Here is a 26,688-nt window from a genome sequence, read left to right on the forward strand (position 1 = left end):
GGATTAAGCTTCAAACGTTTTCGAAAGTTGCATCGCATGAAGATGTTCCTGCTTCTGAATCTCTTTCCAGTCTGACAGGATCTGCATCAGCGCTTCCTCGACCCACAGCAATTCTTCCCGTGTATGGGCATCTGAGAAAATAAAGTAACCTTTGGTGAAGATGCCGAAGTGAGCCATTCCCTTCACCATGAACTCGCGGAAAGGATCTGTTTGGAAGTTATCCTCGGCCAAGGATTGAATGCAGAAGCTTGCATACGTCCCCTTCACTTCCAATTGATCCGTTAATCCGAGTAACACAAGTTCAGATTCCAGACGATCCATGATCCGGGTTGCCGGTTCACGCCAGGTCGGCCATACTTTCGCATTTTTCATTAATCGTTCACAGGCAATGGCTGCCGCGAGCGCTGTTGTTTCGCTGGAATGGGCATTACTGAATCTGACCTGTCCTGACAAAGACATCAGGTGCTCAGGCCCCATAACCGCTGCGAGCGGTAAACCGTTGGCCATACCTTTAGAGATACAGAGCAGATCAGGCCAGATGTCATATTCTCCTGCTGTAGCCTGCTTGCCCATTCGAATACCGGAAGTGACCTCATCAAATATGATAATGATGTCCAGAGAGCGACATAGGTTTACAGTTTCCTCCAGCGCGTCCCTTTTCCACTCGTTGGGACACAGAACAATACATGCGATATCCTCGGGAGATGAGGTAATCTGGGTCTCAATTCGCTCCGCAGTAGGTTTGTTGACCCAGATCGTTGAACGCTCGATATCTACTGGAATGCCCCGTTCTTTCGTCTGGCCACCATAATAGCCGTAGGCAGACCAATCATGCCACCCGTGATAAGCCGTCGCAATAACCTTGCTTTTGCCACTTGCGGCACGGGCAAGTCGTACAGCTCCACTCACTGCATCGGCCCCACTCTTGGTAAAGCGAAGCGATGGATAACGACCCTCGAACCGCTCCAGAATCAACTCGGCGCATTCAAGCTCAATGTCGGCAGGCAAAGAAAAGCTTGTCCCTTTTTTCAACTGGTGAATGACGGTTAATTGGACTTCATGTCTGGCATGGCCCCATGGCGCCGTACCCATGGCCATCTCGCAATCCAGCCATTCATTCCCGTCGATATCTGTAAATCGGGATTTGTAAGCCTCTGCACAACATACGGGTGTATGCCCGGGAAATAAACGTTCAGGTGCTTTGGCTAAAGTGCTGCATCCGCTCGGAATTACCTTTTCGACTTGTTCCAACCACTCCAGATTCCGGGTAAATCTTACGGCACGATCGAGCGTGCTCTCTTTTTCTTTCACCTTAAGTACCTCCCTGTTTATTTTCGTTGTGAGTGAATTACCGAACTTTGGTTCCAGGCCAGCATCCATCGTATATGCGATCCATTGTGATCACATTGCCATACAGGTCAATGATCAGATCCTTGGCTCGATGAGCATGTCTCATCTCAATCCAATAGCGGTTCTCCAGCAAACGGGCGAAATTGTCCACCAAAAACAGTAACCGGTTCTCACTATGAATCAGTTCCTTGCCCAGTACCTGTGGCAGCCAGATGGCCCCATTGGAATTAAAGCGGTTTGAATAGTCACGTACTTCGGCTACATTTGCAAATTCGGCTTCCTCCAGCTTGGTCCAGAATGTATCGGCATCACTTCGAACCTCGGCAAGGTCAATGCCAACAATCGGCAGATGCTGGTATTCCCCTTGGCTTTCCAGCTGTGTTTTCAAATGACTGAAAACGAATGGCCACACATCAGCCTCGATTTGACCGCCCCACTTTTTCCAGAAGCGTGCCAGATTGTTCTTGCGGTTGAAGTTGCGGTGAATGCCGCTGCTGCGTTCCCAGTGATACGCCTGAATATTCGGGTTAATGACCGTATCGTATCCCGCAGCTCGTGCCCGCATCTGATAATCAAAGTCCTCGTATCCGTTAAAGAACTTCTCATCGAGGTTGCCGATGGTCTCATACACCTCCCGCTTCATGCCAAACATGGCGAACACCACCAGTTGAACAGAGAAGGTTTCTTTTGGTATATCATCAGGAGATGCGTTCAGGAACAGGTGTCGTCCGATGGTGTCCGCAAAAGCAATGCCGCAATGCTGCACGCCTCCTGTTTGCGGATACAACAGAACCCCTCCAATCATGCCAATCGTAATATCGCTATCCAGTGTCTCTTTCATCATCGGTTGCCAGTTCGGTTGAAGAATGGTGTCAGAATCCAGGAAGAAAATGTACTCCCCCTTGGCAAGACTCAGTGCGCTATTAATCGACACGGCGCAACCGAGTGGAAAATCATGCTGAAGAATCTCGATGGTCACACCTTCACTTACTTCTTGCTTCAGTTTATCCAGATGTTGAAAGACTGCTGATCCGGAACCATCGTTGATGAAAATAATCTGAGTGGATGGGCTTACCGTCCGGAGTAACGAATCTGTGAACAGGTTCAAAATGTTATAGTCCTGGTTGACTGGCACAATAATGGTGTAAAGCATGGAATCCCTCCTGATTTGGGTTGATGGAATGAGTACATAAGCTGATTCGAACTGCACAATTGCAGGTAGTTCTGTCCGGCCCCCTCGTTTGAATATTTTGTATTTATTTGGTAATGATTTGAATCTACTAGAAATTTATATCATTTTTTGTAAACTGGAAATCTTAAATTCTGAACCCTGTTAATATTTGAATCTCAGTAAAAATCAAGTCTTTGAAGCTTGCGCACTGAGAAACGCTGTTGTGAACGCAAAAAAACACCCTCAAAGAGTCTGCGTATCTAACGATACGATTGACTGTTTAGGGGTGTTTTCGTATTTAGATCTATTGTTTTTTACTTCAATTGGCGCTGACCTAGTGTTGCTTAAATCCATGATAAAACGTGTCTATTACAAGCGCAGGGGCTGCTTTTCTCGCGATATGACCACTTACAACCTGCTGCCACGTCAGGAACATGATGGAATACAGCACATCGACAATCCAGGTTTTATCAAGATCGGAGCGGAAGTAACCTTTCTGTTGTAACAGACCGACCGCATGCAGTACAGGTTGTCTCAGTTTCATATCTGCTCCCTCAATCTCGGGATTATAGTTAACGGTGGTGTCATGAGCCAGAAAATATATTTTGTCGCCTAATGGAATCAGCGCCTCGATCAGCTCAGGTATGTATTTTTCACAGTGCTCCTCATCCAGTTGAATTTGTTGCATGGTCTCACTGACCACCTCGATTGCGCGTAATCCCAGATGAACCATGAGCTGTTCGCGGCTTTCCACATATCGATGCAACGTCGCAATCCCGATTTTTGCAGATTCTGCAATTTCATTCATGGAAGCATTCGGTTTTTCAATCAGCAACTTGGTGGCCTCGTCCAAAATGGAATGAAGCCTGGTTTGTTTGATTGTAGTCATTTCTTTTTTCATTCTATTACACCTCTTGGCGAGTATAGTTCAACAATTGATCTAATCATCCATCATATGATTGGATTAGACTATAAAATTATAGCATACTTCCTCACGAGTAAAACTAAAAGCCGCCATTTGGCGGCTCTTAGCATCGTTATCTTTCCCGTTACTTACAGTTCGATGATTCTCGTTGCAATATTTGTACAAAATTCACGATCATGCTCTACAAAAAGCAGGGTTGGCGAGTATTCCAGCAATAAGTCTTCGATCTGCATACGTGAAATGACATCTACAAAGTTGAGTGGTTCATCCCAAATGTGCAGATGAGCTTTCTCACTAAGACTTTTGGCAATGAGCACTTTCTTTTTTTGACCTGCACTAAACGTTGAGATATCTTTCTCCAATTGCAGTCTGGAAAAATCCAACTTTCGAAGTATCGATTTAAACAGGCTCTCATCAATCCCCTGTATGGCCGCATACTCAGATAAATGCCCTCCGAGATCGGACGTGTCCTGCGACACATACGAGATTTTAAGCTGATGATCCTTTCGGAAAAGACCTGTATAAGCAATATCTTCACCGCAGATCAGTTTAAGAATGCTTGATTTGCCAGATCCATTTTTACCGTACAGGGCAATACGATCCCCTTGTTCAACCGTGATACTGACATCCTTACACACCGTATTGGAGCCGTATGAGATCGACACATGTTCCAATTCAACAAGTTCATGCTTGTGAAAATCCAGCTGATGAATCTGTAGACGTTCTGCACTCTCGATATTTTTGAGAAGTTTGGACTTCTCCTGAATTGCAGATTGCTGCCTTTGTTCGATATTTTTGGAACGTTTCATCATTTTGGCAGCCTTGTGCCCAATATATCCTTTATCCACCTTGGAACCGGAATTTCTCGTACCATTTTTGGTTTTTTCAACTTCATGTGACCATCCACCGGTCCGTTTGGCTGAATCGGATAAACGTTTGATATCCTTTATTAATTTCTCATTACTCGCAAGTTCAAACTGATCTTGCCTTCTTTTATTTTCCCACCAAGCGGAAAAATTGCCTTTCTGAATCTCGATGTTACTCTTATTGATGGAAAGGATATGGTCCACGCTGTGATCCAGAAAGGATCGATCGTGAGATACCAAAATAAATCCACTCTTGCTGCGGAGATAATCACCTACAATTTGTCTCGCATGAAGATCAAGATGATTGGTAGGTTCATCAATGAGCAGAAACCGATTATCCTTCAGGAACAAAGCAGCCAGCATCACCTTTGTTTGTTCTCCGTTGGATAACGTATCGAAAGGCCGATACAACACATCTTCTGACACTTTCAACAGGTTAAGCTCGCGCACAACTTGCCAGTGCAGATATTCAGGATGAATCTCGCCGATGACATCGACGGTCATAGCTCCCTTATTCTCTACTTGGAAAGGAAAAAATTCAAAGCTAACATTCGCAGAGATATGTCCGCTGTATTCATATTTGCCGAGTAACAGATTGAGGAAGGTTGTTTTGCCTCTGCCGTTCCTTCCGGTAAAACCCAATTTCCAATCCGAGTCCAACTGAAAACTAACATTTTCAAATATATTATCGTAACTGCCATCATAGGCAAAGGTCAGGTTGGTAACGTTAATTAAAGACATACAGATCATCCTTCTTATGTGAAATATAAAAGTAAACTGACGGGATTTCACCATTAAACATGGCATGGATTCCCTCACTTTAATATTTGAACATAATCAGAATTTAGATTCGCTTATACAATAAAGAAACCTGGCGATATATCATTTAGCGCCGAGTAGATCTATGCATAGGAGGACAAAGTGTCGGATTCTGATTAGTAATATTGTGAACCATGCCACTGTTCATGTTCGTTGACAGGTCCACATAAACATCTACAACCTCTAATTCCGTCATCACTCCATCACCCCTTTACAAGCTCACAATTTGAATACAGAAAACTTAACATGGAATACAACATGGGTCAAGGCACCCTTCTCCCATATTGGCGCGTAGGGATTAATATAAATATCCTAAAAAGTCGAGTTCCCCTTCACCCCATGGCATGCTTCCCACTTCTTTAATCATTAACCCCTCTACCTTTTGAGTCCCAACTCCAACTGTGGTTAAGGTTTCATGATCAATTTTCAACCACTTACATGTGTTGCTCACCGTTTTGAATCCATTTTTGATGTACAATTCCTCATGATCCGCAAATAATAGGACAAAATCAACACGCCCTTTGGCCAACCTTTCCACTTCGGATATTAACAAAGAAGCGATTCCTTGAGAGCGAATAGCCGGAGAAACACACAAATCGATTATCCCCAACACTCTTATCGGTGTTCCATTCAAATTCATCATCCTGTAATCTAGTCCGACATGCCCAACTAATTGGTTATCAGGGGTAAATGCCAACACTCTGCCATGTGGTATTTGCTTAAAGAACAATCTGTCTTTTGGATAAACCTCTGGAAAACTGGCAACAAGTAATTCTTGAAGAAGAGCTGACCATGCTTCACTTAGATCCACATCATATGTTTTAATTAATTTCAGAAAAAATCCTCCTAAATCAAGCCATTCTGTTTTTTGCTTGTGTTATCAGCCGTACACACCTCTACGTAAATTTTGATGATGTACTCATCGGGATTACTTTCTGCAAAATAAGTGAGCAGGTCCAGTGCATACACATGTCCACAGACTTGCAGTCCCTCTTTTTCTATCTCCTCTTTCATGAGGGAATACGTCTCCGGCATGCTTTCGTATGAACCTCGATGATTCATGACGGCATACATCCCTTTGGGCTTAATCCATATCGTTTCCCCTGAAATGGGAGCTTTTATTTTGTTGCCAAAGTAATCCGGATAGTATTCTCCTGCCTCATAGTGCTCCTGACGTAAGATCGTCCATACCGGAAATTCATAGTCGATCATCTGTTCATCACAATGGGTCCTGTATTCAATGAACTTACGGAAGAATTCCTTATCTCCATCCCCTTGCTCCAGTTGAACAGCAATAAAATACTCCAGCTCACATTGTTCAATATGCAGCCCTTCAGGAGAAGCATCCGTGGCTTGTTTCGTCATTTCAATGGCACCACTTAGCAGCTTTTGCATACGTTTGATTCGTTGTTGCTCCAACTCAAGTGCCTTTAATTTCTGTTCAAATAGCTCAATTAACAATGGTGTATTCTGATTTTGAATAAATGACTTAATCTCTTGGAGTGAGCTTCCTGCCTTCTTCAGCACATGTATGACATCCAGCACATACGTTTGTTGCATACCGTAGTAGCGGTAGCCCTTGGCATTGATATATTCAGGCTTTAACAGCCCAATCTCGTCATAATGAAACAAGGTATGTTTGGTCACTCCGCAGATCTTGGCAAATTCACTGGTGGTAAAGTGTTGTGCGTGATGTCCAGCCATCTTAGGGCCCTCCGTGTACATATGTGGTCTAAGTTATAAAAGTATAAATGCATTATAGTGTGTAAATAAAGATTTGACTATAGGGTTACCCGATAGTTTAGTCTAAAATTGTAAGTTATTCATATCGTCGGAGGGAAACATGTCAAAATTCAAACGTTGGATGATTCTTGTTATTGTCTCAAGTGCACTATTACTCATTGTGATGGATATGACCATCCTGTACACCGCTTTACCCAGCTTGACCCATGATCTCGGTGCATCTGCTTCGGAGAAATTATGGATTCTGAACGGTTACTCCCTTGTCATGGCGGGTCTTCTTCCTGCAATGGGAACACTCGGGGACCGTGTTGGTCATAAAAAAATATTTACCCTGGGCTTGCTCGTCTTTTCTGCTGCTTCTCTTGCTGCTGCCTTTTCTCCAGTACCGGCTGTACTAGTCATGAGCAGAATTCTTCTAGCCGTAGGTGCATCCATGATGATGCCAGCGACATTGTCGATTATCAGAGTTACGTTTACGAATGAGCGAGAACTCGCACTGGCGATCGGCATATGGGGTTCCATTGCATCAGGTGGTGCTGGACTGGGACCGATTGTTGGTGGACTGCTTCTTCAACATTTCTGGTGGGGCTCTGTGTTTCTAATTAACCTGCCTATCGCTATTCTTGCGTTTGTATTCGCCTTGAAAATGATTCCTAAACACCATGGGGATGCGTCGAAAAAGTGGGACTTCACCAGTTCCATTCAGATCATGATTGCCATGGTTGGAATTATCTATTCCATTAAGGAATTCACAAGACGCGAAGGATCCCTCACACTCGCTATCATTGCTGCTGTGATCGGTCTTCTGTCCCTGATCATCTTTATTCGCCGTCAGAATAACAGTACGACTCCACTGCTGGATCTGTCCTTGTTCAAAATTCCAAGATTCAGTACCGGCTTTATTACCGCACTGGTTGGCTTATTTGCACAAATGGGTGTGCAATATATGGTCACTCAGCGACTTCAGCTGGTGGAAGGCATGTCACCTCTTCAGGCTGGACTATTCACCGTATCCATACCTGTTGCAGCACTCATTGCCGGACCTGTTACGGGGGCCATTATGCACCGTGTGGATGTTGTATATATCAAAAGCTTCACTCTCTTCATCGCTGCCCTTGGCATGGGGACGTATCTGATGTATTTCAATGCTGGGTTCACTGGGCAAATTATCGGTTTGGCACTGCTTGGTGCAGGTCTTGGATCAGGCATGACCGCTGCATCACATTCCATTATGAGTTATGCCCCACCTCACAAAGCGGGTATGGCAGCATCCATTGAGGAAGTAGGTTATGAGCTGGGCGGAGCATCCGGTATTGCGATTATCGGCAGCATGTCGACCTTGTTCTACACACTGGCAATGAAGATTCCTGCGGGAGTTCATGTGCCAGCCAATGCGAAGGACAGTCTGGATGAAGCGCTTATCGCTGCCGAAAGCTTGCCTGCTGCGTCTGCTGAATTGCTCAAAAATGCCGCCTTTGCTGCATTTGACCAATCTTTCTTTGTTGTCATTGCAGGTGTGACCGTATTTCTGTTCATTGCTGCTCTGATTATGAGCTGGGTTGCCGTGCGCTTGAAAAGAGCCCAAAAGCACAGCGTTAAAACGTAATGAAATTCACTTCATGAAACAAAGCGAGGTATATAGAATCATGTGGTTTCCGATAACCAATGGATTTATTATTTTATTAGGTATATTTGCGATTTTTCTGATCGTTAGAAATATGTCAAAAGAAGAGGATTAACTGCTGACTGTCGATAACTTAAATAGCTTGTTACCATTTTCAATTAAATAACATCAAAAACCACTACCTGAGTTGTTTCAGGTAGTGGTTTTTGATATGCCTGATAACAGAAGCTTACCACCCTGCGGCACCTCACGGAAGGTAGGCATCCTGTACCTCAACTTTGCGTTCATTCCCCAACGCAATGTATCTTACGTTAATGACATTTCCTTTCTGAAAGTGGGGAATATGTGTGATTGGAATATAAGTCTCTACAATTGTTGGGAAGGTGCGGCCATCAACTTGGGTTACAGTCAAATCCAATCGCACGCCAGGCCTTCCATCCATACTGGATGATGTCTGTACAATATCATGAATTATTGCTTCTGTTGGAATTCCGTCCATCAGAATGCTCTTGCGAAGGTGATGTTTCTCTTTATTGTTACGTAACAGTTTAAATGCCATAATCGTAGTGATCGTGCCTGTTGTAAGCCCAAAGACAATAACAGCAACAAAAATAATTAATGTGACGGACATGATAACCTCCTTTTAGTTGAAACTTATGTTAACTACTTCTTGTTTAGATCTCTTTTTCCTGCCTATTCTCTCTGAATCGGAAAGCTTCAAACTCAAAAAAGCCGCCTTAAGGGCGGCTTCATGCTGTGTATGTTCAACTCAACTTAGTCTACTTTCGCACCATACGAGCGTACAAACAGAACGGCTTGTTCGCGATCCAAACGTACGCCTTTGATATCCAGTGATTTCAGATCGATGCCTTCCAGATTAGCCCCTCTTAGATCCGCCCCTTGCAGCTTAGCTCTGCTTAATACAACTCGAGTAAGATCACAGTCTCTCAAATCCGCTTTGGTGAAATCCGTGTCCGTAAAGTCAGCCTCAAAGAAACGAATTCCTCGCAGATCCTGTTTCCCCAAACGTGTATGTCTCAGATTCGTATAAGACCAATCGCCCTGGCTTAGTGTAATCCCATCCATTTGCGCACCTGAAAAGTCCGATCCCGTCATCTTGCAAGAACTGAATTTGGAAGCAAATAGATTCGCACCACCAAAGGTGCAGTTTTCAAAAGCTGATTCCGTATGAATCGAACCATTCATGGAAGCCCCTTTGAAGTCACACTCGATAAAACGGCAGTTACTTGTCTCAATCTCTTCCATAGAAGCGTTCATAAATGTACACTGCTTGAAAACACAACTTATGAGTTCTCCATAGCGCAGATCACGTCCCTCAAAATGTACTGCTTCATATTCCTGATCTTTATATTGATACACTGGTTACACCCCACATTGTATATTTCTCCGTCTTTCTTCATTAAAAGAACTTTTTATACTATACCACACCCCTGTCAAGTACCTGCTTAAACCCATACAAAAGTCAAGTTACTTTTTTTATGAGAAAAATCTGAAAACTAAAAAAGGGACGCATAAAGCGTCCCTCCAGCACACACTTTTAACTGTTCCAATGTGGGCTTATTTATGTGAAACTCTCAGTTAGCTGCTTTTTTCTATTCGTATTAGAATGCACTACACCAGTATTTTGGACATTCGGTACAGGGATAACGACGGTTTATTGATTTCCCCTACTCTCTGGTATCCCAAACGCTCGTAGAGTTTAATAGCTAGTAGATTTTCCTTTTTAACCGTAAGTGAAGATTTGGACAGACCTTGTGTTATAGCTTGCTCCTCAGCAAAATGAATGAGGTGTGTCCCTACACCTAGTCCTCTGCTTTCAGGCAACGTAGCCAATGTTCCGATGTGGTACTCGTCGTTCTCCGCTTCTTTTAATGTCACCATGGAGTAAAACTCTTTCCAATGTTGGAGATTATACTTAATCAGGCCCCATTTACGAAGTTCAAACAGTTTGGAGAACGTTGGCAAAGCGAGTTTGTTCATTAAAGTGGTTGGATAACACATGATCATGCCCAGCGTTTGGTTACCCATTTTGGCTTCATAAGCGTACTGGTGACTGAATCGGTTCTGTTTCGAGCGCCATAACTTGTTGAATGTTTTTTCTATAATGCCTTTATCCTTGGTACCTGCAAGCGAATATGCCATATATTCAAGTGCCATCTGATTTAGTTGCCCGCCGACTAAAGACTGTGGACTGGCTTTTGTTATGGAAATCTTATTCATCGCTGTCACTCCTCTAGGTAGTTGAAGTTGGACTAAAGCTTGGCAGCAGGTTGGTTGAATGAAACCCCCTCGACGATCACATTCACCGTATCAATGGTTAACCCGGTCAGCTGTTCCACATGTAATCTCACATTGTTTTGCAATTCCCTGCAGACTTCATGTACTTTCGTTCCATAACGAACCACAACCTTTAAGTTAATCTCCAGTCTGGAATCTATCTTGCGAATGACAATGCCATTTTGCAGACTTTTCCCACTCCATTTTTTGGTGATGCCTTCTACAAGTCCTGTCGACATGGAGGAAATCTCACTGGTGGTATTTGCGATCTTGCCGACAATTTTGGAGATCACATCATCCGATATTTGAATTTTTCCCAAAACATTTTGAATGGACATCCTAGGTCCCCCTCTTTATACCTGCATTTTTGATATATTAAAGTATCATTTAATAAAAATATAAATCATTCGGAGTCCGATTTCAACTTTTGAATTCATTCACTCACATTTCTACCTGTACATAGCAAAAAAACCGCGATCGTCGCGGTTTCTTCTTGGTCCATATTAAGGGAACTTCAATTGAATATGGACAGGAATGCGGGAGGATAACCCACTCTCTTTGCTGCCTTCTTCTGCTGCCTCTGTTTCTTCTAGTTGCACGATCCACTGCCTGCCAATTAACGATTGTAGCAATTCAATCTCTTCTGCGGTCAGTTGAATATGCTTCAGTGACAGTTCATCTTGAACATAGTCCCGATCCACCTTACGGTCAAACCGGAAATCGAGCAATCGTTTCAACCCGTTAATATGCAAAAACTTGAACTCATAACCTTGACGTATCGCCTTTTCCCAATCGTCTCCGATATCAGCTGCTGTCTGTAGTCTTTCATCAAAATCCATCGCGGATTCCTTAACCAGAGGCAACAACCGGGAATAGTCTCGACGTTGTAAACATTCAATAATCACTTCTTTTGATTCCCCACTTGTCAGAACATTCTCTACAAGAAGCCCTACAGGAATGGACAGCTGAGTTCGACTCATTGCTCGCCCTCCTCATCATTCCCGAGGTACTGATTGAACCAGGCATTCACCTGTTCGAAGCTATCGATCCGAAGTGAAGGTTTACCGCTTTTGAGCAAACTGTGGTTGGAACCTGGATAACGAATCAGTTTAGTCTTTTTACCATATCGTTTTAGCGTAGTATATAATTCCTCCGCTTGTGCAATCGGTGTCCGATAGTCCTGCTCTCCGTGCATGATCAGAAGTGGCGTCTCAATGTGGTGTGCATGAGCAAGAGGTGAGCGGGACCACAGGAATTCAGCGTTTTCCGCCGGATTACCACCGATGACTCCCTCGACATAGGAAATACCGATATCACTCGTTCCATACATGGATAACCAGTTGGAGATGCAACGCTGGGTTACAGCCGCCTTGAAACGGTGCGTATGCGCCACGATCCAGTTGGTCATCACTCCGCCATAACTGCCACCCGCTACACCCAGACGTGATGCATCAAGGAAATCGTATGTAGCCAAGGCATAATCAACAGCTTCCATCAGATCCCGGTAATCCCCTCCGGCAAAGTCACCACGGCAAGCTCTGGCAAATTCTTGCCCGTATCCCATACTTCCGCGAGGATTGATCCACAGCACAGCGTAACCTTGCGCAACGAGTGTCTGCATCTCATGACTGTACGTTCCTGTATACATCGCGTGGGGTCCACCATGAATCTGCAAAATTAATGGCAGCTTCCCATTGGACTTACGTATTGCCGGTGTGGCTAACCAACCTTGAAGCGGCCATCCATCGGAGGATGTAAACTCTACACGAACTGGCACATTTACAGCCAATTCAGCCATGAATTCATCATTTCGCCGGGTGAGTCTGAACATTTCACCACTGTCGATATTCACGCGATATAATTCTCCAGGATGTCCATCCGTCAACGCAGCGATAACCAGCGACGTTCCATCCGGCGTTAAGGTATACTGATACACATCCTTTTCACCAGCGCCCGTTACGAGTTGACAATTCCCATCATCTTGAATGCGATACACGTCCACATTTCCATTGTGCGTTCCGAGTACATATACACCACGTTCCGGATGATGGGCATCCGAGATAGGAGAAGGTGATGCACCTGCCGACTTCATATCCCCCAGTGCTGCGTTACCCATCTGCATATCTAATTGAGGTGCAATTATCCTGGGTACACCCCGCTGAACTGGGACAGCGTATAAGCTGTTGTGGCTCCCACTTCCATACTCACGATCACTGGCGATCAGGATCAGCTGTTGCCCATCAGATGAATAGGAGAACTGGTTTATCGCCAGACTGGAATCCGTCACTTTGAAGAGATCACTCTCTCCCAATCGAATGCTGTATATATCCGTAAAGTACAGCAGATCCGCATCAAGTTCCTCATCCTCTACTTGCTTCGAAATGAAAGAAAGCTGCAGGCTATCTGGCGACCATGCGGGAGCACTGATATTCCATAGCCCGGAAGTCACCTGCGTGATTTCCCCGCTTTTGAGCTCATATACAAACAAATGGCTGTATTGACCATCCCACCAGCCAGATCCTTCCGCCTTCGGCGTTGTGCGCTCGAAGACTTTACCTCGCAACACAGGTGCTGGCTCCTGTTGGACATCTGCTTTCTTCTGTTGGTCCTCCGGTTGCACCTTGCTGGTAAACGCAATGTACTGCCCGTTCGGTGACCAGATATAACTCAATATTTTACGTGCGGGAGATATCAGCATGATCGGCTCTTTTTGATCTGAATGAAGCGCCCATAGTCCTTTCCCCCCATCCACTGAGCGAATAAATGTGAGCTGTGTGCCATCCGGCGACCAAGCAGGTGAGGAATCTTTTGTTCCATCCGAAAGTGCAATATCTTCATCACCATCGAGGGAAATCCCTCGAATTTGCGTGTTATATTCGTTTTTATCCTGATCTATGGTCTGTTCCACATAAGCCACTTGTCCGTTCAGACTGATTACTGGCTGACTGATCCAACGATAGTGACTCAGATCCTCCGGCAGAATTGGTCTTTGATTCATAATGATGGCTCCCTTCTCCGTTTATTTATGGGTTGTCTCCGTACGTGGATCAAGCACATCACGCAGCCAATCTCCAAGGAAAATAACACCGAGTACGGTAAATGTAATGGCTAGTCCCGGGAATGTAGCGACCCACCAGCTTGTTGCAACGTATTGTCTGCCATCACTGAGCATACCTCCCCAGGATACATCGGGTGGTTTGATACCCAGACCCAGGAAACTGAGTGAAGCTTCCATAATAATGGTCGTGCCCACATTCATACCGCAGATGACGATAAAGGATGAAAGAATATTCGGCAGAATGTGTTTGAGAATCAATCTTCCATTCTTAGCGCCAATCGATCTGGCCGCATGAACAAAATCCCGCTCTTTGATACTTAGTACTTCACTTCTTACCACACGGGTGAATGGAACCCAGTTCGTCACCCCGATGACAAAGATCAACGTTGTAATACCCGGGCCAACAATCGCCATCACAACAAGCATGAACAGGATGGTTGGAATCGCCATGAATGCATCACCTACACGCATGATGACGGCATCCAGCCATTTCCCGTAGAATCCGGATACCAGCCCCAGAATCGCGCCAATGATTCCTGACACAATCACGGCACCCATACCCACGATTAAGGAAACCCGGGCACCGTATACAATACGGCTCCACATGTCTCTGCCGAGATTATCGGTACCCAGCCAGTATTCGGCCGTTCCACCCTCAAGCCATGCTGGTGGTTTTAGTCGGTTTAGCGGATTCACCGCTGCCGGATCATGACTCGTCAATAGAGGTGCACCTATGGCAATTAACACAACCAACAATACAAGCACAGCACCAAACATTCCGGTCTTGCTGATGATCAGTTGTTGCCAGATATAACGAAATCCCGTTGGTGCACGCCCATTGTCTTGTTCCTGTTCTGTACCCGGAATTGGCATTTCATTGCTGCCTGTCATATGATTGCACCTCCTTCTAGTCGTATTTGATGCGCGGATCGAGTAGCCTGTAAGCTACATCCGTCAAGATGTTAATTACTACAACGATAAAGGCAATGACAAACACCGCGGCCTGTACAATCGCCATATCATGTGTGTTGACTGCAACGACCAGCAATTGACCCAGTCCAGGCCAGGAGAATACCGTTTCCGTAATCAAGGTTCCCCCGATCAGACTTGTAAACTGCAAACTCATAATCGTCACGACCGGAATTAGTCCATTCCGAAACGCATGTTTCACAATGACAACCATTCGGCCTAGCCCTTTGCTGCGGGCTGTTCGAATATAGTCCTGGTTGAGAATCTCCAGCATGCTGGAGCGAATCAGTCGGGTCATCTGCGCAGCCAGTCCAACGCCAAGTGTAAATGCCGGCAAGATCAGATGTGACAATCCTCCGCGACCGGATACCGGCAATACGCCCAGCATGACGGAGAACAAGAGGATAAGCATAATCCCCATCCAGAAGTTTGGCATCGCCTTACCAATGACGGATATTCCTGAAATAATGAGATCGGTAAACGTATTGCGTTTGACAGCTGAGATGACGCCAAGTGGCACTGCCATAAGTACGGCAAAAAACATGGCGGCTACCGCCAATTCAAAGCTGGCAGGCAATCTCTCCAGCACCAGCTCTAACGCAGGCTGATTGTAGCGAAAAGACTGACCAAAGTCTCCCTGTATCGCACTGCCCAGAAACTTCACGTATTGCGTATATAAAGGCTGGTCCAAACCAAGTGCCTGCGTCAAGACAGCACGATCTTCAGCGGTAGCCGTTTCAGGCAACATTAGCGCAACCGGATCACCAGTGACTCGAACCAAAATGAACACAATTAATGAAACAATGAACAGCACCGGAATGATCTGTAGTAATGACTTAAGTACGTATTTGCCCATTCCTTGTTCACCTCCCTTTTAAAAAAGAACGGCAGGAACATGGTTATCCAGTCCCTGCCGTTCACGGCCTATCTTTTCAATGACCGGTTGTTATACCCGATGTTACTGTGCAACAGGTGTAATCTCGTCAGCATAGAACATCTCGTCACTGCGCGGCGCGAAGTTCACTTTAGCATTTGTTCCGTAGACACCTTCCATTTGGTACAGATATACGGCTGGGCGTTCTTCAGAGAAGATCTGTTGTACTTGCTGATACTCTTTCTCACGAGACGCAGGGTCCATGTTCACCAATGCAGATTGAAGCAGTTTCTCTACTTCAGGATTGTTGTAATCCGACTCGCCTTTTGCTTCTTCCAGCATATAACGATTGTAGTTGTTCGAAGCATCGAACAAGGAGTTACCAATACCAATCATGAAGATTTCTTTGAATGATTTGGAGCTGTAACGTTCACTGAATGCACTTGCTTCCAGGACATCCAGGTTGATTTTGAATCCGGCTTGTTCCAGCATCGCTGCAACAACTTCAGCCTGTTCTTTGTACTGTGCAGAAACGGAGATGGTCATCTCGGCTTCACCTTCCGCATAGCCAGCTTCTTGCAGCAACTGTTTCGCTTTTTCTTGATCATAAAGTGACGTTTTGTACAATGAAGGATCAGCACCGAAGTTGCCTGGTGTTACGGATGTGCGGGTTACGATACCTGCTCCTCCGGCAATGCTGTCCACGATTCCTTGTTTGTCGATAGCCAGGTCAATGGCTTCACGTACTTTCGGATCAGCCGTGATGCTGCCTTCTGTCTGACGGAAGATCAACTGAAGCACACGTTGGATTGGTGCTTTGACAATCTTTTTGTCTGCTTCGCCTTCGATGCGGGCAATATCAGTGGACGGAATGGAAGACGCCACATCTACACCACCAGCAAGCAATTCGGATACCCGTGTGGAGGCTTCAGGAATAACGCGGAATACCACTTCATTCCATTTTGGTTCACCATCGAAGTAGCTCTCGTTTTTCACAAGTTCCACACGATCATCTTTGGTCCATTTACTGAACTTGTAAGGGCCTGTGCCTACCGGTTGTTTCAGGAAAGCATCGAATCCTTTGTCTGCAATATATTTTGCTGGCAGAATCCCTGCTCCCATTTTGGACAAACGATTCAGGAGCAACGGATCTGGACCATCCGTGATAATATCTACGGTATAGTCATCCACCGCTTTAACTTCTACGATATTTTTAAAATAACTGTTTTGTTTCAGTGTCTCGTCCTTGGCTACGCGCTCCAGCGTGTATTTTACATCTGCTGAAGTGAATGGATCGCCGTTGTGGAAGGTCACACCTTCACGCAGCTTGAATCTCCACGTTGTATCATCAACCTGATCCCATGATGTCGCAAGTCCCGCAACTTTTTTCTGTTCACTGTCATTTTTGATCAGATAATCAAAAACGTTGACCAGAACCGCCTCACTGGAGGTGTTGTTGTTGTTGTGCGGATCGAAACTCTCAATATCTGTTGCAGCAGCAACGGTCAGTGTTGTACTTGCGCTTTCACTGCCCGTTCCTCCTGTTGAGGCATTGTCATTCGTGCTTGTCGATTTTCCTCCGCAAGCGCTGAGTACCATTACGACTGCCAGTAACGTGATCCACAAGCCTGTCCATTGTCTTTTTTTCATTGTGATTGCTCCCCCTCAGAAGTTGTATTCCGTGCCAAAAATTCAAGTGCTACTGCAGACAACATGCCCACACCATAAGGCATCGCTGTCTCATCAAGATCAAACATGGGATGGTGGAGTGGATAGCGAGTACGTTCCTCATCATTCCCAGATCCTAGTCTGAAAAACACACCCGGAATCTGTTCACAATAAAACGCAAAGTCCTCGCCCCCTGTGGAGGGTTTGATATAAGTCCATCCCTTCTCCGCATTAACCTGATCACAAGTCTCTGTTAGCAGGTCAACCATGCCGAGATCATTCACGACAACAGGGTATCCATCGCCGTAGACAACTTCGCATCCTGCTCCAAAAGAATCGCAGACCCCTTTAACAACCTGCTCGATCAAAGCTGGCATCCGCTCACGAATGGCAGGTGAGAGTGTACGAACCGTACCGATCATCTCCACTTCCGGGGCGATGGCTGTTCCCATATAACCTCCGGTGATTTTGCCAATCGTGACTACTGCCGGTTCAAGTGGATCAACCATCCGACTAACGATATTTTGCAATGCGGTGATGACCTGAGCGGATACCGCAATCGCGTCAATGCCCTCATGCGGACGAGCTGCGTGGCCACCCTTGCCAAACACCTTGATAATCAAGGGATCAGCTGAAGCGAACGCAACGCCCTGACTCACACCCAAGGTTCCCGTGTACTGTCCAGGTGTCATGTGTAATCCTGCGATGGCATCAACCTTCGGATTCTCCAGAACACCGTCCTGGATCATGGCTCTTGCTCCTGCAAGTCCCTCTTCTGCTGGCTGGAAAATAAATTTGATGTTACCTGATTTCGGTCTTCCAAGGCCAGTAAGCAATTGGGCGGCTCCCATCAGGATGGAGGTGTGAGCGTCATGTCCACACAGATGCGCTTTGCCTTCCACTTGCGAGCGGTATTCCACCGCTTTCTGATCCTGGATTGGCAGAGCATCCATGTCTGCGCGCAAGGCGAAGGTTGGTCCATCGGTCTCTCCGCGAAGCAGGCCTGTAACCCCGGTCTTTCCGACATTGCGTGTAACTTCCAGCCCCAGTCTTTCCAGATGCTCGGCTACGATTGCGGATGTGCGATGCTCCTCATAGCCGATTTCCGGATGCTGATGTAAATCTCTGCGCCAAGCACTTAACTGGGCTTGTAGTGGCTGAGCCAGCTGTATTAGTTCTGAACGATTCATTCGCTGTCATTCCCTTCATTTTCATCTGATTCAGAAACCAAACGGGCATAGATTGCATCCGCCGAGAATTCGATATGCCTTTTCATCGTCTCCTTAGACTTGATGCTATCATGGGCTTTCAATGCTTCAAGAATCTCCATATGTACACCGTGATTGACGGTACGTATCCGGTCATCATAAGGCATCAAGTCGAGCGCCGGATTAATTTTCGTCCGGATCTGTCTGACGGCTCTCTCGCAGTATGGATTCCCCGAAGCCTTGGCGATGGTCAGATGAAATTTCACATCCAGCGCCCTGAACCATTCCCTTGTGCAGTCTGGCTCTATACTTTGTTCCATATAGCCCTCAAGCAGCTCCAGTTCGCCTGCGGTGATCCGCTCAGCAGCGAGAAAAGCTCCCTCCGGCTCGATAATGGTTCGATATTCAAACACCTTCAGCATTTGTGACCAATCCCGTTTAATTTCTTCTCTGGTCCGTTTATGCGAATTGGCTGTCAGAGGCAGTACAAATGTTCCGCCTTTGGCACCCACCCTTTTCTCAATCAAGCCTTTCTCTTCCAATGAAGAGAGTGCCTCGCGAACGGTAATGCGGCTTACGTTAAAAATCTCTGCCAGATCTCGCTCGGCTGGAAGCTGTTCTTCACTCATTAATTCTTTCAAAATAATGGCTTCTTCCAGTTGTTCCCTAATGAATTCACTTACCTTTTTGGTGGATACTTTCTCAAAACGAAATGAAAACGTACTGGACATCTAAACACTCCGATCTGTATATGGTCTAGACCTTATACCATTAATATAATTCCGACTAAACTTATATGCAATACTTTTTTTCAAGTAAATTCATATTTTTTTTCTCACCACCTCCAAATTAAAGCATTTTGGCACAAAAAAGACGCATCTACACGCAGCAGATGCATCTTCCCTTCGTTATTTACACGAGCCACTACGATGACAGAATAACCTTCCGATCGCTGTTATCCCCGGATTTCATTGAATCCCTTTTTGAAAGGGGTAAATCCGGAGATAGCGTATGCTTCCGATGTAGCTTTCTTTCAGAAAGCTTGTAGGCGAACGCTCCGCTTCTTCAGGTTATTTCTGTCCTCTCCGTTTTGTGTAAATGTTTAGTTTAATATATCTAACTCTGTCCTCTATAACTTTTTATTAGCATAGGGTCTGAAATCCTCTGTAACCGCAAGTTTCTTGCTTCCCTCCAGGTAAAAGCTATCATCCGCTCTCCAGGTATGACTTTTTTTGTTCTGTCTACGGTGATAGACATAATTGTAAGGAGAGGTCGCGTACGCTTTGAATCCTCTTTTCCTGCATTGTCTCAGGAAGGTTACATCTTCCCCTATTGAACGGTCTGTGAAGCGGACTTTTTTCAAGATCTCTCTTTTAAATAGAATAGTTCCCCCTTGAACAAATTCAACCGGTTTATTTTTTTCAGCCGGAGATCTGACCAACAATGTTTTGGATGCGCCCAAATAAACGAGACACGAATGTTTTCCAACAATATCACTTTTGGTCCGTTTAAGTTCTCTCACCTGCTCTGTTAAATAATACGGCGAATAGTAGTCATCATCATCAAATTTGGCAATCAACGAAAAGCGTGCCCTTGTCATGCCGGCGTTCAGGCTTTGTCCTAATGAAATCCTCTCCGGAATTTGATATACATGAACATTGGCAAGATTTCGAACGCGGTTTTGGTATAATGCCAGATTCATACTGTCATGATTCAGGACAATGATCAGTTCTTTACTTTTATAATGCTGCCGACTGTAATTTTGCAGGATGTTGTCAAAAAATTGCGGCCGATTGGTACATACCACAATGGAAACACCATGACTCGTTTTGTGTTTAGTCAAGACATACCCTCTTTTCAGCTCAGTTTTCTCTCATCATATGTGCCGAAATAGAGTCTGGTATGGACCAATAGCTAGTGATCAAAACACCAAAAACCCTCTGCCCACAAAATAACGGGACAAAGGGTTTGGTAATCTATTGTTTTCTGTCTGTTCTAAGCTTCGTTATTGTTATTCAAATATACAGCCTTGCCTGTGCGAGCAGATTCATAAAGTGCTTCCAGGATTTGAGATACAACCAGCGCTTGTTTTGGTGTAACGACTGGCTCCTGATCGTTCTCAATCGCTTCAATCCACTTTCTCATCTCCACATCCGGTGCGCTCTCGCTCTTACCATCGTAGAAAGCTACCCCGCCTGCACTCAGTTCAATCTCATTGGTATATAGACGGCTGAATTTCTCGCCATTGATGCGCAGTCCGTTCTTCATATCCGCACCCGCTTCGCTGCCGCTCAAGCTACATTTCGCTTCATCCACGTCTAGTGAGTTCAGTGCCCAACTGGATTCCAGCATGATCGTTGCCCCATTCTCCATCACAATCATGCCAAAGGCCGAGTCTTCGACGGAGAATTGTTTCGGGTCCCATGGGCCCCAGGCATTGGCCGCATTTTCACGTTGTGAAAGCTCATGATAAGTCGTGCCCAGCACAACCTTTGGTTGATAGTTATCCATCATCCAGAGTGTCAGATCAAGTGCGTGCGTACCAATATCAATCAGTGGACCGCCACCTTGTTTCTCCTCATCCAGGAAAACACCCCAGGTTGGTACTGCTCTACGTCTGATCGCATGTGCTTTGGCAAAATAAATATTACCCAGGTCACCAGCTTCGCACACCTTCTTCAAATACTGACTGTCTTCTCTGAAACGGTTATTGTATCCTATGGTCAATTTCTTGCCGGTACGCTCTGCAGCTTCCAGCATGAGCTGTGCTTCAGCAGATGTCTTCGCCATTGGCTTCTCACACATCACGTGTTTGCCTGCTTCCAGGGCAGCAATGGAAATCTCGGCATGAGAAATATTCGGCGTAAGCACATGCACAATGTCCAAAGACTCATCCTTGAGCAATTCCTGATAATCGGTATAGACTTCGGCATCCGTTGAGCCATATTTCTGCTTCGCTTCATCTGCACGTTCCTGAACAATATCACAGAAAGCCACCAGTTCAACATTATCCAGTTTACTCAGACTTGGCAGATGTTTACCATTCGCGATTCCCCCACAGCCAATAATTCCGATACGATATACTTTACTCATATATATTCACCCTCACTTAAGTATTGGTTGTTTCATTTTACGAAAAGCCGACGGGGTCATCCCCAGACGTTTGCGAAATACAGCATGCAAATAGTTGGCATTATTGAATCCTGAAGCAAGAGCGATCTGTTCAATGGATACGTTACTTTCTTCCAGATTGCGGCACACGGCGCGCAGACGAATATCCTCCAGCACACGGCTGAACGGCATCTCCGGCTGTACTTGGTAGAAGATTCGCTGCAATTGTCTGCTGCTGATATGAAGTTTCTCTGCTACATGTTCCAGCGTGACCACTGTAGGGTGATTCGCCTCCATATATTGCACTGCATACTCATAACGATACACCGACATATCCCGCACAGGGGCTTCTGGTCGATTCCCCCCGGTGTCGTATGCTCGCACGGTTTTGAGTAATATGCTGATAACCAGTTGCTTGATCGACGTATAATAACCTAACAATTTCTGATCACATGCCTCATAGGCTTCCAAAAAACAATGCATCGCCCGATGATAATCATTCACCGGAGTAAGCGGAAGCGTTCTCAGCTTTTCAATCGTTTCCTCGGATTCTGCTGCTTCCCAGGGATCGACATGTTCTCTTGGCTTGTGAACGATATCCACATGAAGACATAGTTCATCCATGTCCTCTTTGGCATCCGCCTCCTGATAATGAACGACACCCGGTCCAGTCAAATACAGCATTCCTTCAGAGAGAGCATGTGTCTGATCATCGAGTATAACTTTACCTTTACCTCTCGGGATAAAATGAAACTCAAACTCCGCATGATTATGGAAATCCACAACTCGGCCCGCTGGAAAAGAAGTCAGATGAAATCGCATCACGCGAATCTCATAATGTCCCCAAACCATTAGAATATCCAGTCTCTCCAGGAGATCCTGCCGTTCAAGCATTTTCTCATAAGGATACAGGCTCAAGATTGCATACCTCCTTAATAAAACCTAACCCTTCAACTCATTGAGAGCTATTCTACGTTCTTCCTTGGCAGAGAGATTCGCAGCTTCCATCAAACGGGTCAGCTCCATAGCGATCTGCACGTTTTCAGTTGCATCCGTATCATTCTGTATATGTGCAACCCACTGATTGAATGCGCTTTCTCTTTTGTCTGCCAAAGGAAGTTCAGTCCAGTCATTATATTTCCCCTGTGCTGCTTTTGTACGAATCAATAACTTGTCATCAGGTGTTCCATACAGAAGTGTACCTTCCGTACCATGAACCTCAATCGTAAACGGAGAATGGCTGTTCACAAAACCAGCTTCAACAACGCCAACTGCTCCGGAATCCGTAAACAAGGTTGCAACTGCATTATCTTCCACTTCTTTGCCTGTAATGTATCCGAAGTTCGCATTAACCGCTGTTACTTCCTGACCCAAAAACAGTTTGGCCAGATACATTGGATGGCAGCCCAGATCAATCAGTGCACCGCCCTGACAATCCTTCAGATCATAGAAGTGTTCAGGCAACCAGTTCGAGATCGCTCCATCATGCGATAAACGCGCTCTAACATACGTCACTTTGCCAAGTAATCCTTGGTCAAGTACATCCTGAATGGTTAGTGTGTATCCTGCATTCAGACGTGGTAAGGAAACTGTCATCTTGACCTTGTTTGCCTTCACCTCATCAAGGATTCTGTTGGATCCTGCCTGTGTCGACGCAATAACCTTCTCCGTGAAGATATGTTTACCTGCTTTTGCAGCAGCGGTGATCACTTCTTCATGGATGCGGGTTGGCGCATCTACAATAACGGCATCGATGTCATCCTTGGCCAGCATATCTTCAAGCGAAGCATAGAATGGTACGTTTAAGCGTTCAGCCGCTTCCTGCCCCCGCTTGGCATCTTCATCCCACACAGCGGCGATGACTGTATCCTCATGTTCCTGTGCCTGCTTGATGTAATCCCATGCGTGTACATGCCACAAGCTAATTTTTCCAATTCGAATGGTCAATGTGTCTTACCTCCATACTATATAATATTCTGACATTTATCTATAAGTTATCACAGACTTAATCTATTTTTAATAGAAACTCACGACAATAAATGTATAAAATTGCGACATGAATATCATTAGGTATTTATACAGTCTGCCATAACACTTTGGTGTGAGTGCACATAAAGGAGCACATGACAAAACCTCCTGTCCACGGCGCTGTGAACAGGAGGTTTCTTATAGCTATGATGTTCCAAAATCAACTTAACGTAACGCGTACCCTTGTGTAACAATCTTGTACCCCGATACCGTTTGGCTTTGACCCTGCAACGTGTCCTTAACCCGTTCCAGCACATCGCTCTCATATACGGAGGCACATTCGAACCCCGTTTGCACGTTCAACTCAACCGGTTCGGAGTTCAGATTATACCAGCGAGCAATCAAATCTCCGGTTTCCTCTGCAATTTTCAATGTGGAGAAGGCTAGTGACGAACCTTGTGCATTCCATGCCAGCCATTGCTTGGACAGAGGCAGTTCCACCTTCTGCCCATCAACTCCAGCATGACCTTCCCGCTCAAACGTGCGTGCTAATGCCCCTAGCTGTACAGTCGTCCACGGAATCGGATACGCATAGGCGGATGCACATGCACCTGACTGTGCGGCATCACCTGCAAATGGAATAATCGCATATTCCACGCTCTGAGGTCCTAGACATTGGGCTTCCGGTGTTTCAAACACACCCCAATCTCCCAGTTCCGAAGAGGCGCGCAGTAGCGTAACCGCAATCGTACTGCCCTCTGCATGCTGTAAAATCTCGTATTCATTCAGCCCTTTATTTGCAATCATCAAGCCATGATCACCATCAGTCACATGTACAAACGCTTGCTGATGCTGCGCATTACTCGGATTCACCCATTCTTTGGCCGGTGTATTGGAACGTTTGGCAATTTCAAAGATGGAATCTGCATAATGATCCTCTGTGACCAGTCCGGATGGAAAGAGTGCACGCAACCGATGATCCTTGGCCTGATTGTTAAAGTCAGACTTTACCTTGACCATATTACCGCCTGCTTCCAATGTATACGTTGTTGTGATCACCAACGGAACGGTGTTCTTAACTCGCTGCGCCTTCCGTTCTGTAAAAGGAACCATTTGGCGTTTCTCCAGTTCAAACAGTTCATCTGCTCCAGCAGGAATATCCCAGCGTAATACACTCTCCATGACTGCACGATACGGAGATTGCTCTACGATCCGCAGGTCTGCCTTCAGATGCTCCGTGGTCAGTGTCGTCTCTCCCTCCGGTTGACGGTAGACATATTCATTGCCGATATCACCGGTATTCTCATATGAGTTCAACCCCCTGTATATAGCACCAGAGACTTTATCTTCAATTGTTGCCGTACCATTCTCTTCAACCGTCACCCGCAATTGACCGTTCTCCATCATCATTCCCTGCACCTCGATGACGTCGCTCGTATAGGGCATTTCAGCAATCTCTGTTTGCTCCTGAACGGGAATGAGAGCATATGTCTTATAACCCAGCGAAGGTACATCCACCGCCTGGAAAGTAACTCTTACTTTACGAGCCATATAAGGCTGTCGGAAGCGATCTTTCGGAAGTTCATAGCCGAAATGTGCACCCAGATCCTTGATTTCCGCCGAATACGTGCGTCCATCCGAATCAACCAGCTGATACACTGGCAATGCATCTTTTTCCACCTTCTGCGCAAGTGCCTGAGGATTAGGGCCTTCCGGGAAAAATGCTTTGTCCACAATCAGGTCCATCTCAATGATTCCATTTCGATTCCATCCACTCGTGTTGAACACAGTGAACGGCACAGCTTCCTCTCCCCAAGTCTCAGCAGATTGCACATGTATAGACTCAGCAATCGCCTGCGCGCTCTGGGAAACCAGTTTCTCTGCAAGCTGTCTGCTCTTGGCGAAGCGGGTCACCATCTCACGGTGAACCTCATCGACACTGCATCCGCAGATGCTATCATGCGGGTGGTTCTGCATTAGCATCTTCCATGCATGCGTCAACAGATGGTGCGGATAATCTTTTACTCCGGCAATATGGGCCATCGCGACCAGAGGTTCGGCTACTTTTTCAAGCAACGTCTGCCCCTGCTGATTCAACTGTTTCAGATAAACCCTTGCGGATGCCGTATTCACCAGTGTTCCCCAACCATCCGTGTGCTGACTGCGAAGCTCGCCCTCAATAGTCGCCAGATGCTCAGGAACATCCTTCGTAACCGCCTCAATGTAATCGTCAAAATTGGAGTGGATAAATTCCACATCAGGATACAAGGCAGCTGCTGTGCGTAAAGCCTCTGGCAGATCCGTCTGGATCGGCTGATGATCACAACCATTCATGAACAACAGATGTGGGGTCGAGGCGAATTTCTCGGCATCTTCCAGATTTTTATCCCAATATGCTCGGGCTTTCTCCGAATCAACCGGAACCTCCATTCCATTGCAGTACCAATTCGCGAACAAAATGCCGAGCACCTCCGAACCATCCGGCGAACGCCAGATCATCTCGGAATAGGGAGATTCGTAACTATCCGCATCAACCACCGCATTATTAAATCCGGTGGGCTTCACCCCACGCCCAAAGATCGCGTTATGGATATCCGCCTGTTGCAAAATCTGCGGTGCCTGCCCCATATTTCCGAACGAGTCTGGAAAATATCCCGTCTTGGATATCACACCTAAAGGTCGAGCATCACGATGACCGATGAGCAGATTACGCAAGTTGGCCTCGCTGCTGGTCAGAAACTCATCCTGTAACACATACCATGGCCCAAAATGTATACGTCCTTCGCGGATATAACGGTCGAGCCTCTCCTGTTGTTCGGGCCGAACCTGCAAATAATCTTCACGAATAATCGTTTGCCCATCCAGATGGAAATAACGATATTCCGGGTCCTGATCAAGTGTGTCCAGCAGTTTATCCATCAGCTCAATAAGAAGAACATGATGATGTTCATAAGGCATATACCATTCACGGTCCCAATGGGTATGCGAGATGAGATGTGCCGTCTTTTTGGTTGTCATGTTGCGTACCTCCTGTCA

The 26,688-nt window shown here is 45.7% G+C and carries 23 protein-coding genes; 1 reads left to right on the plus strand and 22 read right to left on the minus strand.

The annotated features are described in order from the left end of the window. Positions 1–3: 3 nt before the first annotated feature. The 6 genes from BLS69_RS09720 to BLS69_RS09745 form a co-directional block, all read right to left on the minus strand. Positions 4–1,311: an aminotransferase class III-fold pyridoxal phosphate-dependent enzyme gene (locus tag BLS69_RS09720; RefSeq protein ID WP_091030863.1), complete on the minus strand. Its 1,308-nt coding sequence runs from the start codon at positions 1,309–1,311 to the stop codon at positions 4–6. A gap of 37 nt (positions 1,312–1,348) precedes the next feature. Continuing rightward, on the minus strand, positions 1,349–2,503 hold the full coding sequence (locus BLS69_RS09725) for a glycosyltransferase family 2 protein (protein ID WP_091030866.1): 1,155 nt from the start codon (positions 2,501–2,503) through the stop codon (positions 1,349–1,351). Positions 2,504–2,855: 352 nt separating this feature from the next. Beyond that, positions 2,856–3,422 carry a TetR/AcrR family transcriptional regulator gene (locus BLS69_RS09730; RefSeq protein WP_091030867.1) on the minus strand — a complete coding sequence of 189 codons (567 nt, stop codon included), beginning with the start codon at positions 3,420–3,422 and terminating at the stop codon, positions 2,856–2,858. A gap of 152 nt (positions 3,423–3,574) precedes the next feature. After that, a complete protein-coding gene (gene abc-f / locus BLS69_RS09735) occupies positions 3,575–5,053 on the minus strand; it encodes a ribosomal protection-like ABC-F family protein (protein ID WP_091030870.1) in 1,479 nt (492 codons plus the stop codon). Positions 5,054–5,429: 376 nt separating this feature from the next. Next, on the minus strand, positions 5,430–5,942 hold the full coding sequence (locus tag BLS69_RS09740; protein WP_240767999.1) for a GNAT family N-acetyltransferase: 513 nt from the start codon (positions 5,940–5,942) through the stop codon (positions 5,430–5,432). Between the two features lie 35 nt (positions 5,943–5,977). Further along, positions 5,978–6,835 (minus strand): MerR family transcriptional regulator, encoded by an 858-nt coding sequence (locus BLS69_RS09745; protein ID WP_176872650.1) that lies wholly within the window; start codon positions 6,833–6,835, stop codon positions 5,978–5,980. 139 nt (positions 6,836–6,974) lie between these two features. Here BLS69_RS09745 and BLS69_RS09750 point away from each other — a divergent pair, with 139 nt between their 5' ends. Beyond that, a complete protein-coding gene (locus BLS69_RS09750) occupies positions 6,975–8,480 on the plus strand; it encodes an MFS transporter (RefSeq protein ID WP_091030881.1) in 1,506 nt (501 codons plus the stop codon). Between the two features lie 265 nt (positions 8,481–8,745). Here the strand turns inward: BLS69_RS09750 and BLS69_RS09755 are convergent, their stop codons facing one another. The 16 genes from BLS69_RS09755 to BLS69_RS09830 form a co-directional block, all read right to left on the minus strand. Further along, a complete protein-coding gene (locus tag BLS69_RS09755) occupies positions 8,746–9,129 on the minus strand; it encodes a hypothetical protein (protein ID WP_091030883.1) in 384 nt (127 codons plus the stop codon). 143 nt (positions 9,130–9,272) lie between these two features. Further along, entirely contained in the window at positions 9,273–9,878 is a 606-nt protein-coding gene (locus BLS69_RS09760) for a pentapeptide repeat-containing protein (RefSeq protein ID WP_036670794.1), read from the minus strand. Between the two features lie 252 nt (positions 9,879–10,130). Then, the gene (locus tag BLS69_RS09765) at positions 10,131–10,739 is read right to left on the minus strand and encodes a GNAT family N-acetyltransferase (RefSeq protein ID WP_091030886.1); all 609 of its coding nucleotides are present in this window, start codon (positions 10,737–10,739) and stop codon (positions 10,131–10,133) included. A gap of 32 nt (positions 10,740–10,771) precedes the next feature. Beyond that, positions 10,772–11,134, minus strand: a complete 363-nt coding sequence (locus BLS69_RS09770; protein WP_091030887.1) for an Asp23/Gls24 family envelope stress response protein — start codon at positions 11,132–11,134, stop codon at positions 10,772–10,774. Positions 11,135–11,299: 165 nt separating this feature from the next. Further along, on the minus strand, positions 11,300–11,776 hold the full coding sequence (locus tag BLS69_RS09775) for a hypothetical protein (RefSeq protein ID WP_091030890.1): 477 nt from the start codon (positions 11,774–11,776) through the stop codon (positions 11,300–11,302). Continuing rightward, positions 11,773–13,794 (minus strand): S9 family peptidase, encoded by a 2,022-nt coding sequence (locus BLS69_RS09780; protein ID WP_091030894.1) that lies wholly within the window; start codon positions 13,792–13,794, stop codon positions 11,773–11,775. The genes BLS69_RS09775 and BLS69_RS09780 overlap by 4 nt, the downstream gene beginning before the upstream one ends. A gap of 21 nt (positions 13,795–13,815) precedes the next feature. Then, positions 13,816–14,745, minus strand: a complete 930-nt coding sequence (locus tag BLS69_RS09785) for an ABC transporter permease (RefSeq protein WP_091030896.1) — start codon at positions 14,743–14,745, stop codon at positions 13,816–13,818. A gap of 16 nt (positions 14,746–14,761) precedes the next feature. Next, positions 14,762–15,679: an ABC transporter permease gene (locus BLS69_RS09790; RefSeq protein ID WP_017688654.1), complete on the minus strand. Its 918-nt coding sequence runs from the start codon at positions 15,677–15,679 to the stop codon at positions 14,762–14,764. A 102-nt stretch (positions 15,680–15,781) separates the two neighbouring features. Next, positions 15,782–17,347, minus strand: coding sequence for an ABC transporter substrate-binding protein (locus BLS69_RS09795; protein ID WP_091030899.1), 1,566 nt, complete (start codon positions 17,345–17,347; stop codon positions 15,782–15,784). Further along, positions 17,344–18,555 carry a M20 metallopeptidase family protein gene (locus tag BLS69_RS09800; RefSeq protein ID WP_091030902.1) on the minus strand — a complete coding sequence of 404 codons (1,212 nt, stop codon included), beginning with the start codon at positions 18,553–18,555 and terminating at the stop codon, positions 17,344–17,346. The genes BLS69_RS09795 and BLS69_RS09800 overlap by 4 nt, the downstream gene beginning before the upstream one ends. Next, complete coding sequence (locus tag BLS69_RS09805) at positions 18,552–19,304, minus strand: FadR/GntR family transcriptional regulator (protein ID WP_091030905.1); 753 nt, start codon at positions 19,302–19,304, stop codon at positions 18,552–18,554. Before BLS69_RS09805 ends, BLS69_RS09800 begins: the two co-directional genes overlap by 4 nt. A 398-nt stretch (positions 19,305–19,702) precedes the next feature. Continuing rightward, positions 19,703–20,416 carry a glycosyltransferase family 2 protein gene (locus tag BLS69_RS09810; protein ID WP_091030906.1) on the minus strand — a complete coding sequence of 238 codons (714 nt, stop codon included), beginning with the start codon at positions 20,414–20,416 and terminating at the stop codon, positions 19,703–19,705. A gap of 152 nt (positions 20,417–20,568) precedes the next feature. Beyond that, positions 20,569–21,666: a Gfo/Idh/MocA family protein gene (locus tag BLS69_RS09815; protein WP_091030909.1), complete on the minus strand. Its 1,098-nt coding sequence runs from the start codon at positions 21,664–21,666 to the stop codon at positions 20,569–20,571. A 12-nt stretch (positions 21,667–21,678) separates the two neighbouring features. Beyond that, on the minus strand, positions 21,679–22,602 hold the full coding sequence (locus tag BLS69_RS09820; protein ID WP_240767998.1) for a helix-turn-helix domain-containing protein: 924 nt from the start codon (positions 22,600–22,602) through the stop codon (positions 21,679–21,681). Between the two features lie 24 nt (positions 22,603–22,626). Next, positions 22,627–23,631 carry a Gfo/Idh/MocA family protein gene (locus BLS69_RS09825; RefSeq protein ID WP_091030911.1) on the minus strand — a complete coding sequence of 335 codons (1,005 nt, stop codon included), beginning with the start codon at positions 23,629–23,631 and terminating at the stop codon, positions 22,627–22,629. A 246-nt stretch (positions 23,632–23,877) separates the two neighbouring features. Further along, positions 23,878–26,670, minus strand: a complete 2,793-nt coding sequence (locus BLS69_RS09830; protein ID WP_091030913.1) for an alpha-mannosidase — start codon at positions 26,668–26,670, stop codon at positions 23,878–23,880. Positions 26,671–26,688 lie beyond the last annotated feature (18 nt).

It is taken from the genome of Paenibacillus sp. CF095, assembly GCF_900101225.1.
In the GTDB taxonomy this organism is placed as follows: domain Bacteria; phylum Bacillota; class Bacilli; order Paenibacillales; family Paenibacillaceae; genus Paenibacillus.

Bases quoted from the DNA above. Each gene is read 5' to 3' on its own strand.
- BLS69_RS09755 (WP_091030883.1), bottom strand. From the start codon at position 9,129: ATGTCCGTCACATTAATTATTTTTGTTGCTGTTATTGTCTTTGGGCTT.
- BLS69_RS09805 (WP_091030905.1), bottom strand. From the start codon at position 19,304: ATGTCCAGTACGTTTTCATTTCGTTTTGAGAAAGTATCCACCAAAAAG.
- BLS69_RS09790 (WP_017688654.1), bottom strand. From the start codon at position 15,679: ATGGGCAAATACGTACTTAAGTCATTACTACAGATCATTCCGGTGCTG.
- BLS69_RS09725 (WP_091030866.1), bottom strand. From the start codon at position 2,503: ATGCTTTACACCATTATTGTGCCAGTCAACCAGGACTATAACATTTTG.
- BLS69_RS09815 (WP_091030909.1), bottom strand. From the start codon at position 21,666: ATGAGTAAAGTATATCGTATCGGAATTATTGGCTGTGGGGGAATCGCG.
- BLS69_RS09780 (WP_091030894.1), bottom strand. From the start codon at position 13,794: ATGAATCAAAGACCAATTCTGCCGGAGGATCTGAGTCACTATCGTTGG.
- BLS69_RS09785 (WP_091030896.1), bottom strand. From the start codon at position 14,745: ATGACAGGCAGCAATGAAATGCCAATTCCGGGTACAGAACAGGAACAA.
- BLS69_RS09800 (WP_091030902.1), bottom strand. From the start codon at position 18,555: ATGAATCGTTCAGAACTAATACAGCTGGCTCAGCCACTACAAGCCCAG.
- BLS69_RS09730 (WP_091030867.1), bottom strand. From the start codon at position 3,422: ATGAAAAAAGAAATGACTACAATCAAACAAACCAGGCTTCATTCCATT.
- BLS69_RS09795 (WP_091030899.1), bottom strand. From the start codon at position 17,347: ATGAAAAAAAGACAATGGACAGGCTTGTGGATCACGTTACTGGCAGTC.
- BLS69_RS09745 (WP_176872650.1), bottom strand. From the start codon at position 6,835: ATGGCTGGACATCACGCACAACACTTTACCACCAGTGAATTTGCCAAG.
- BLS69_RS09830 (WP_091030913.1), bottom strand. From the start codon at position 26,670: ATGACAACCAAAAAGACGGCACATCTCATCTCGCATACCCATTGGGAC.
- BLS69_RS09750 (WP_091030881.1), top strand. From the start codon at position 6,975: ATGTCAAAATTCAAACGTTGGATGATTCTTGTTATTGTCTCAAGTGCA.
- abc-f (WP_091030870.1), bottom strand. From the start codon at position 5,053: ATGTCTTTAATTAACGTTACCAACCTGACCTTTGCCTATGATGGCAGT.
- BLS69_RS09775 (WP_091030890.1), bottom strand. From the start codon at position 11,776: ATGAGTCGAACTCAGCTGTCCATTCCTGTAGGGCTTCTTGTAGAGAAT.
- BLS69_RS09770 (WP_091030887.1), bottom strand. From the start codon at position 11,134: ATGTCCATTCAAAATGTTTTGGGAAAAATTCAAATATCGGATGATGTG.
- BLS69_RS09765 (WP_091030886.1), bottom strand. From the start codon at position 10,739: ATGAATAAGATTTCCATAACAAAAGCCAGTCCACAGTCTTTAGTCGGC.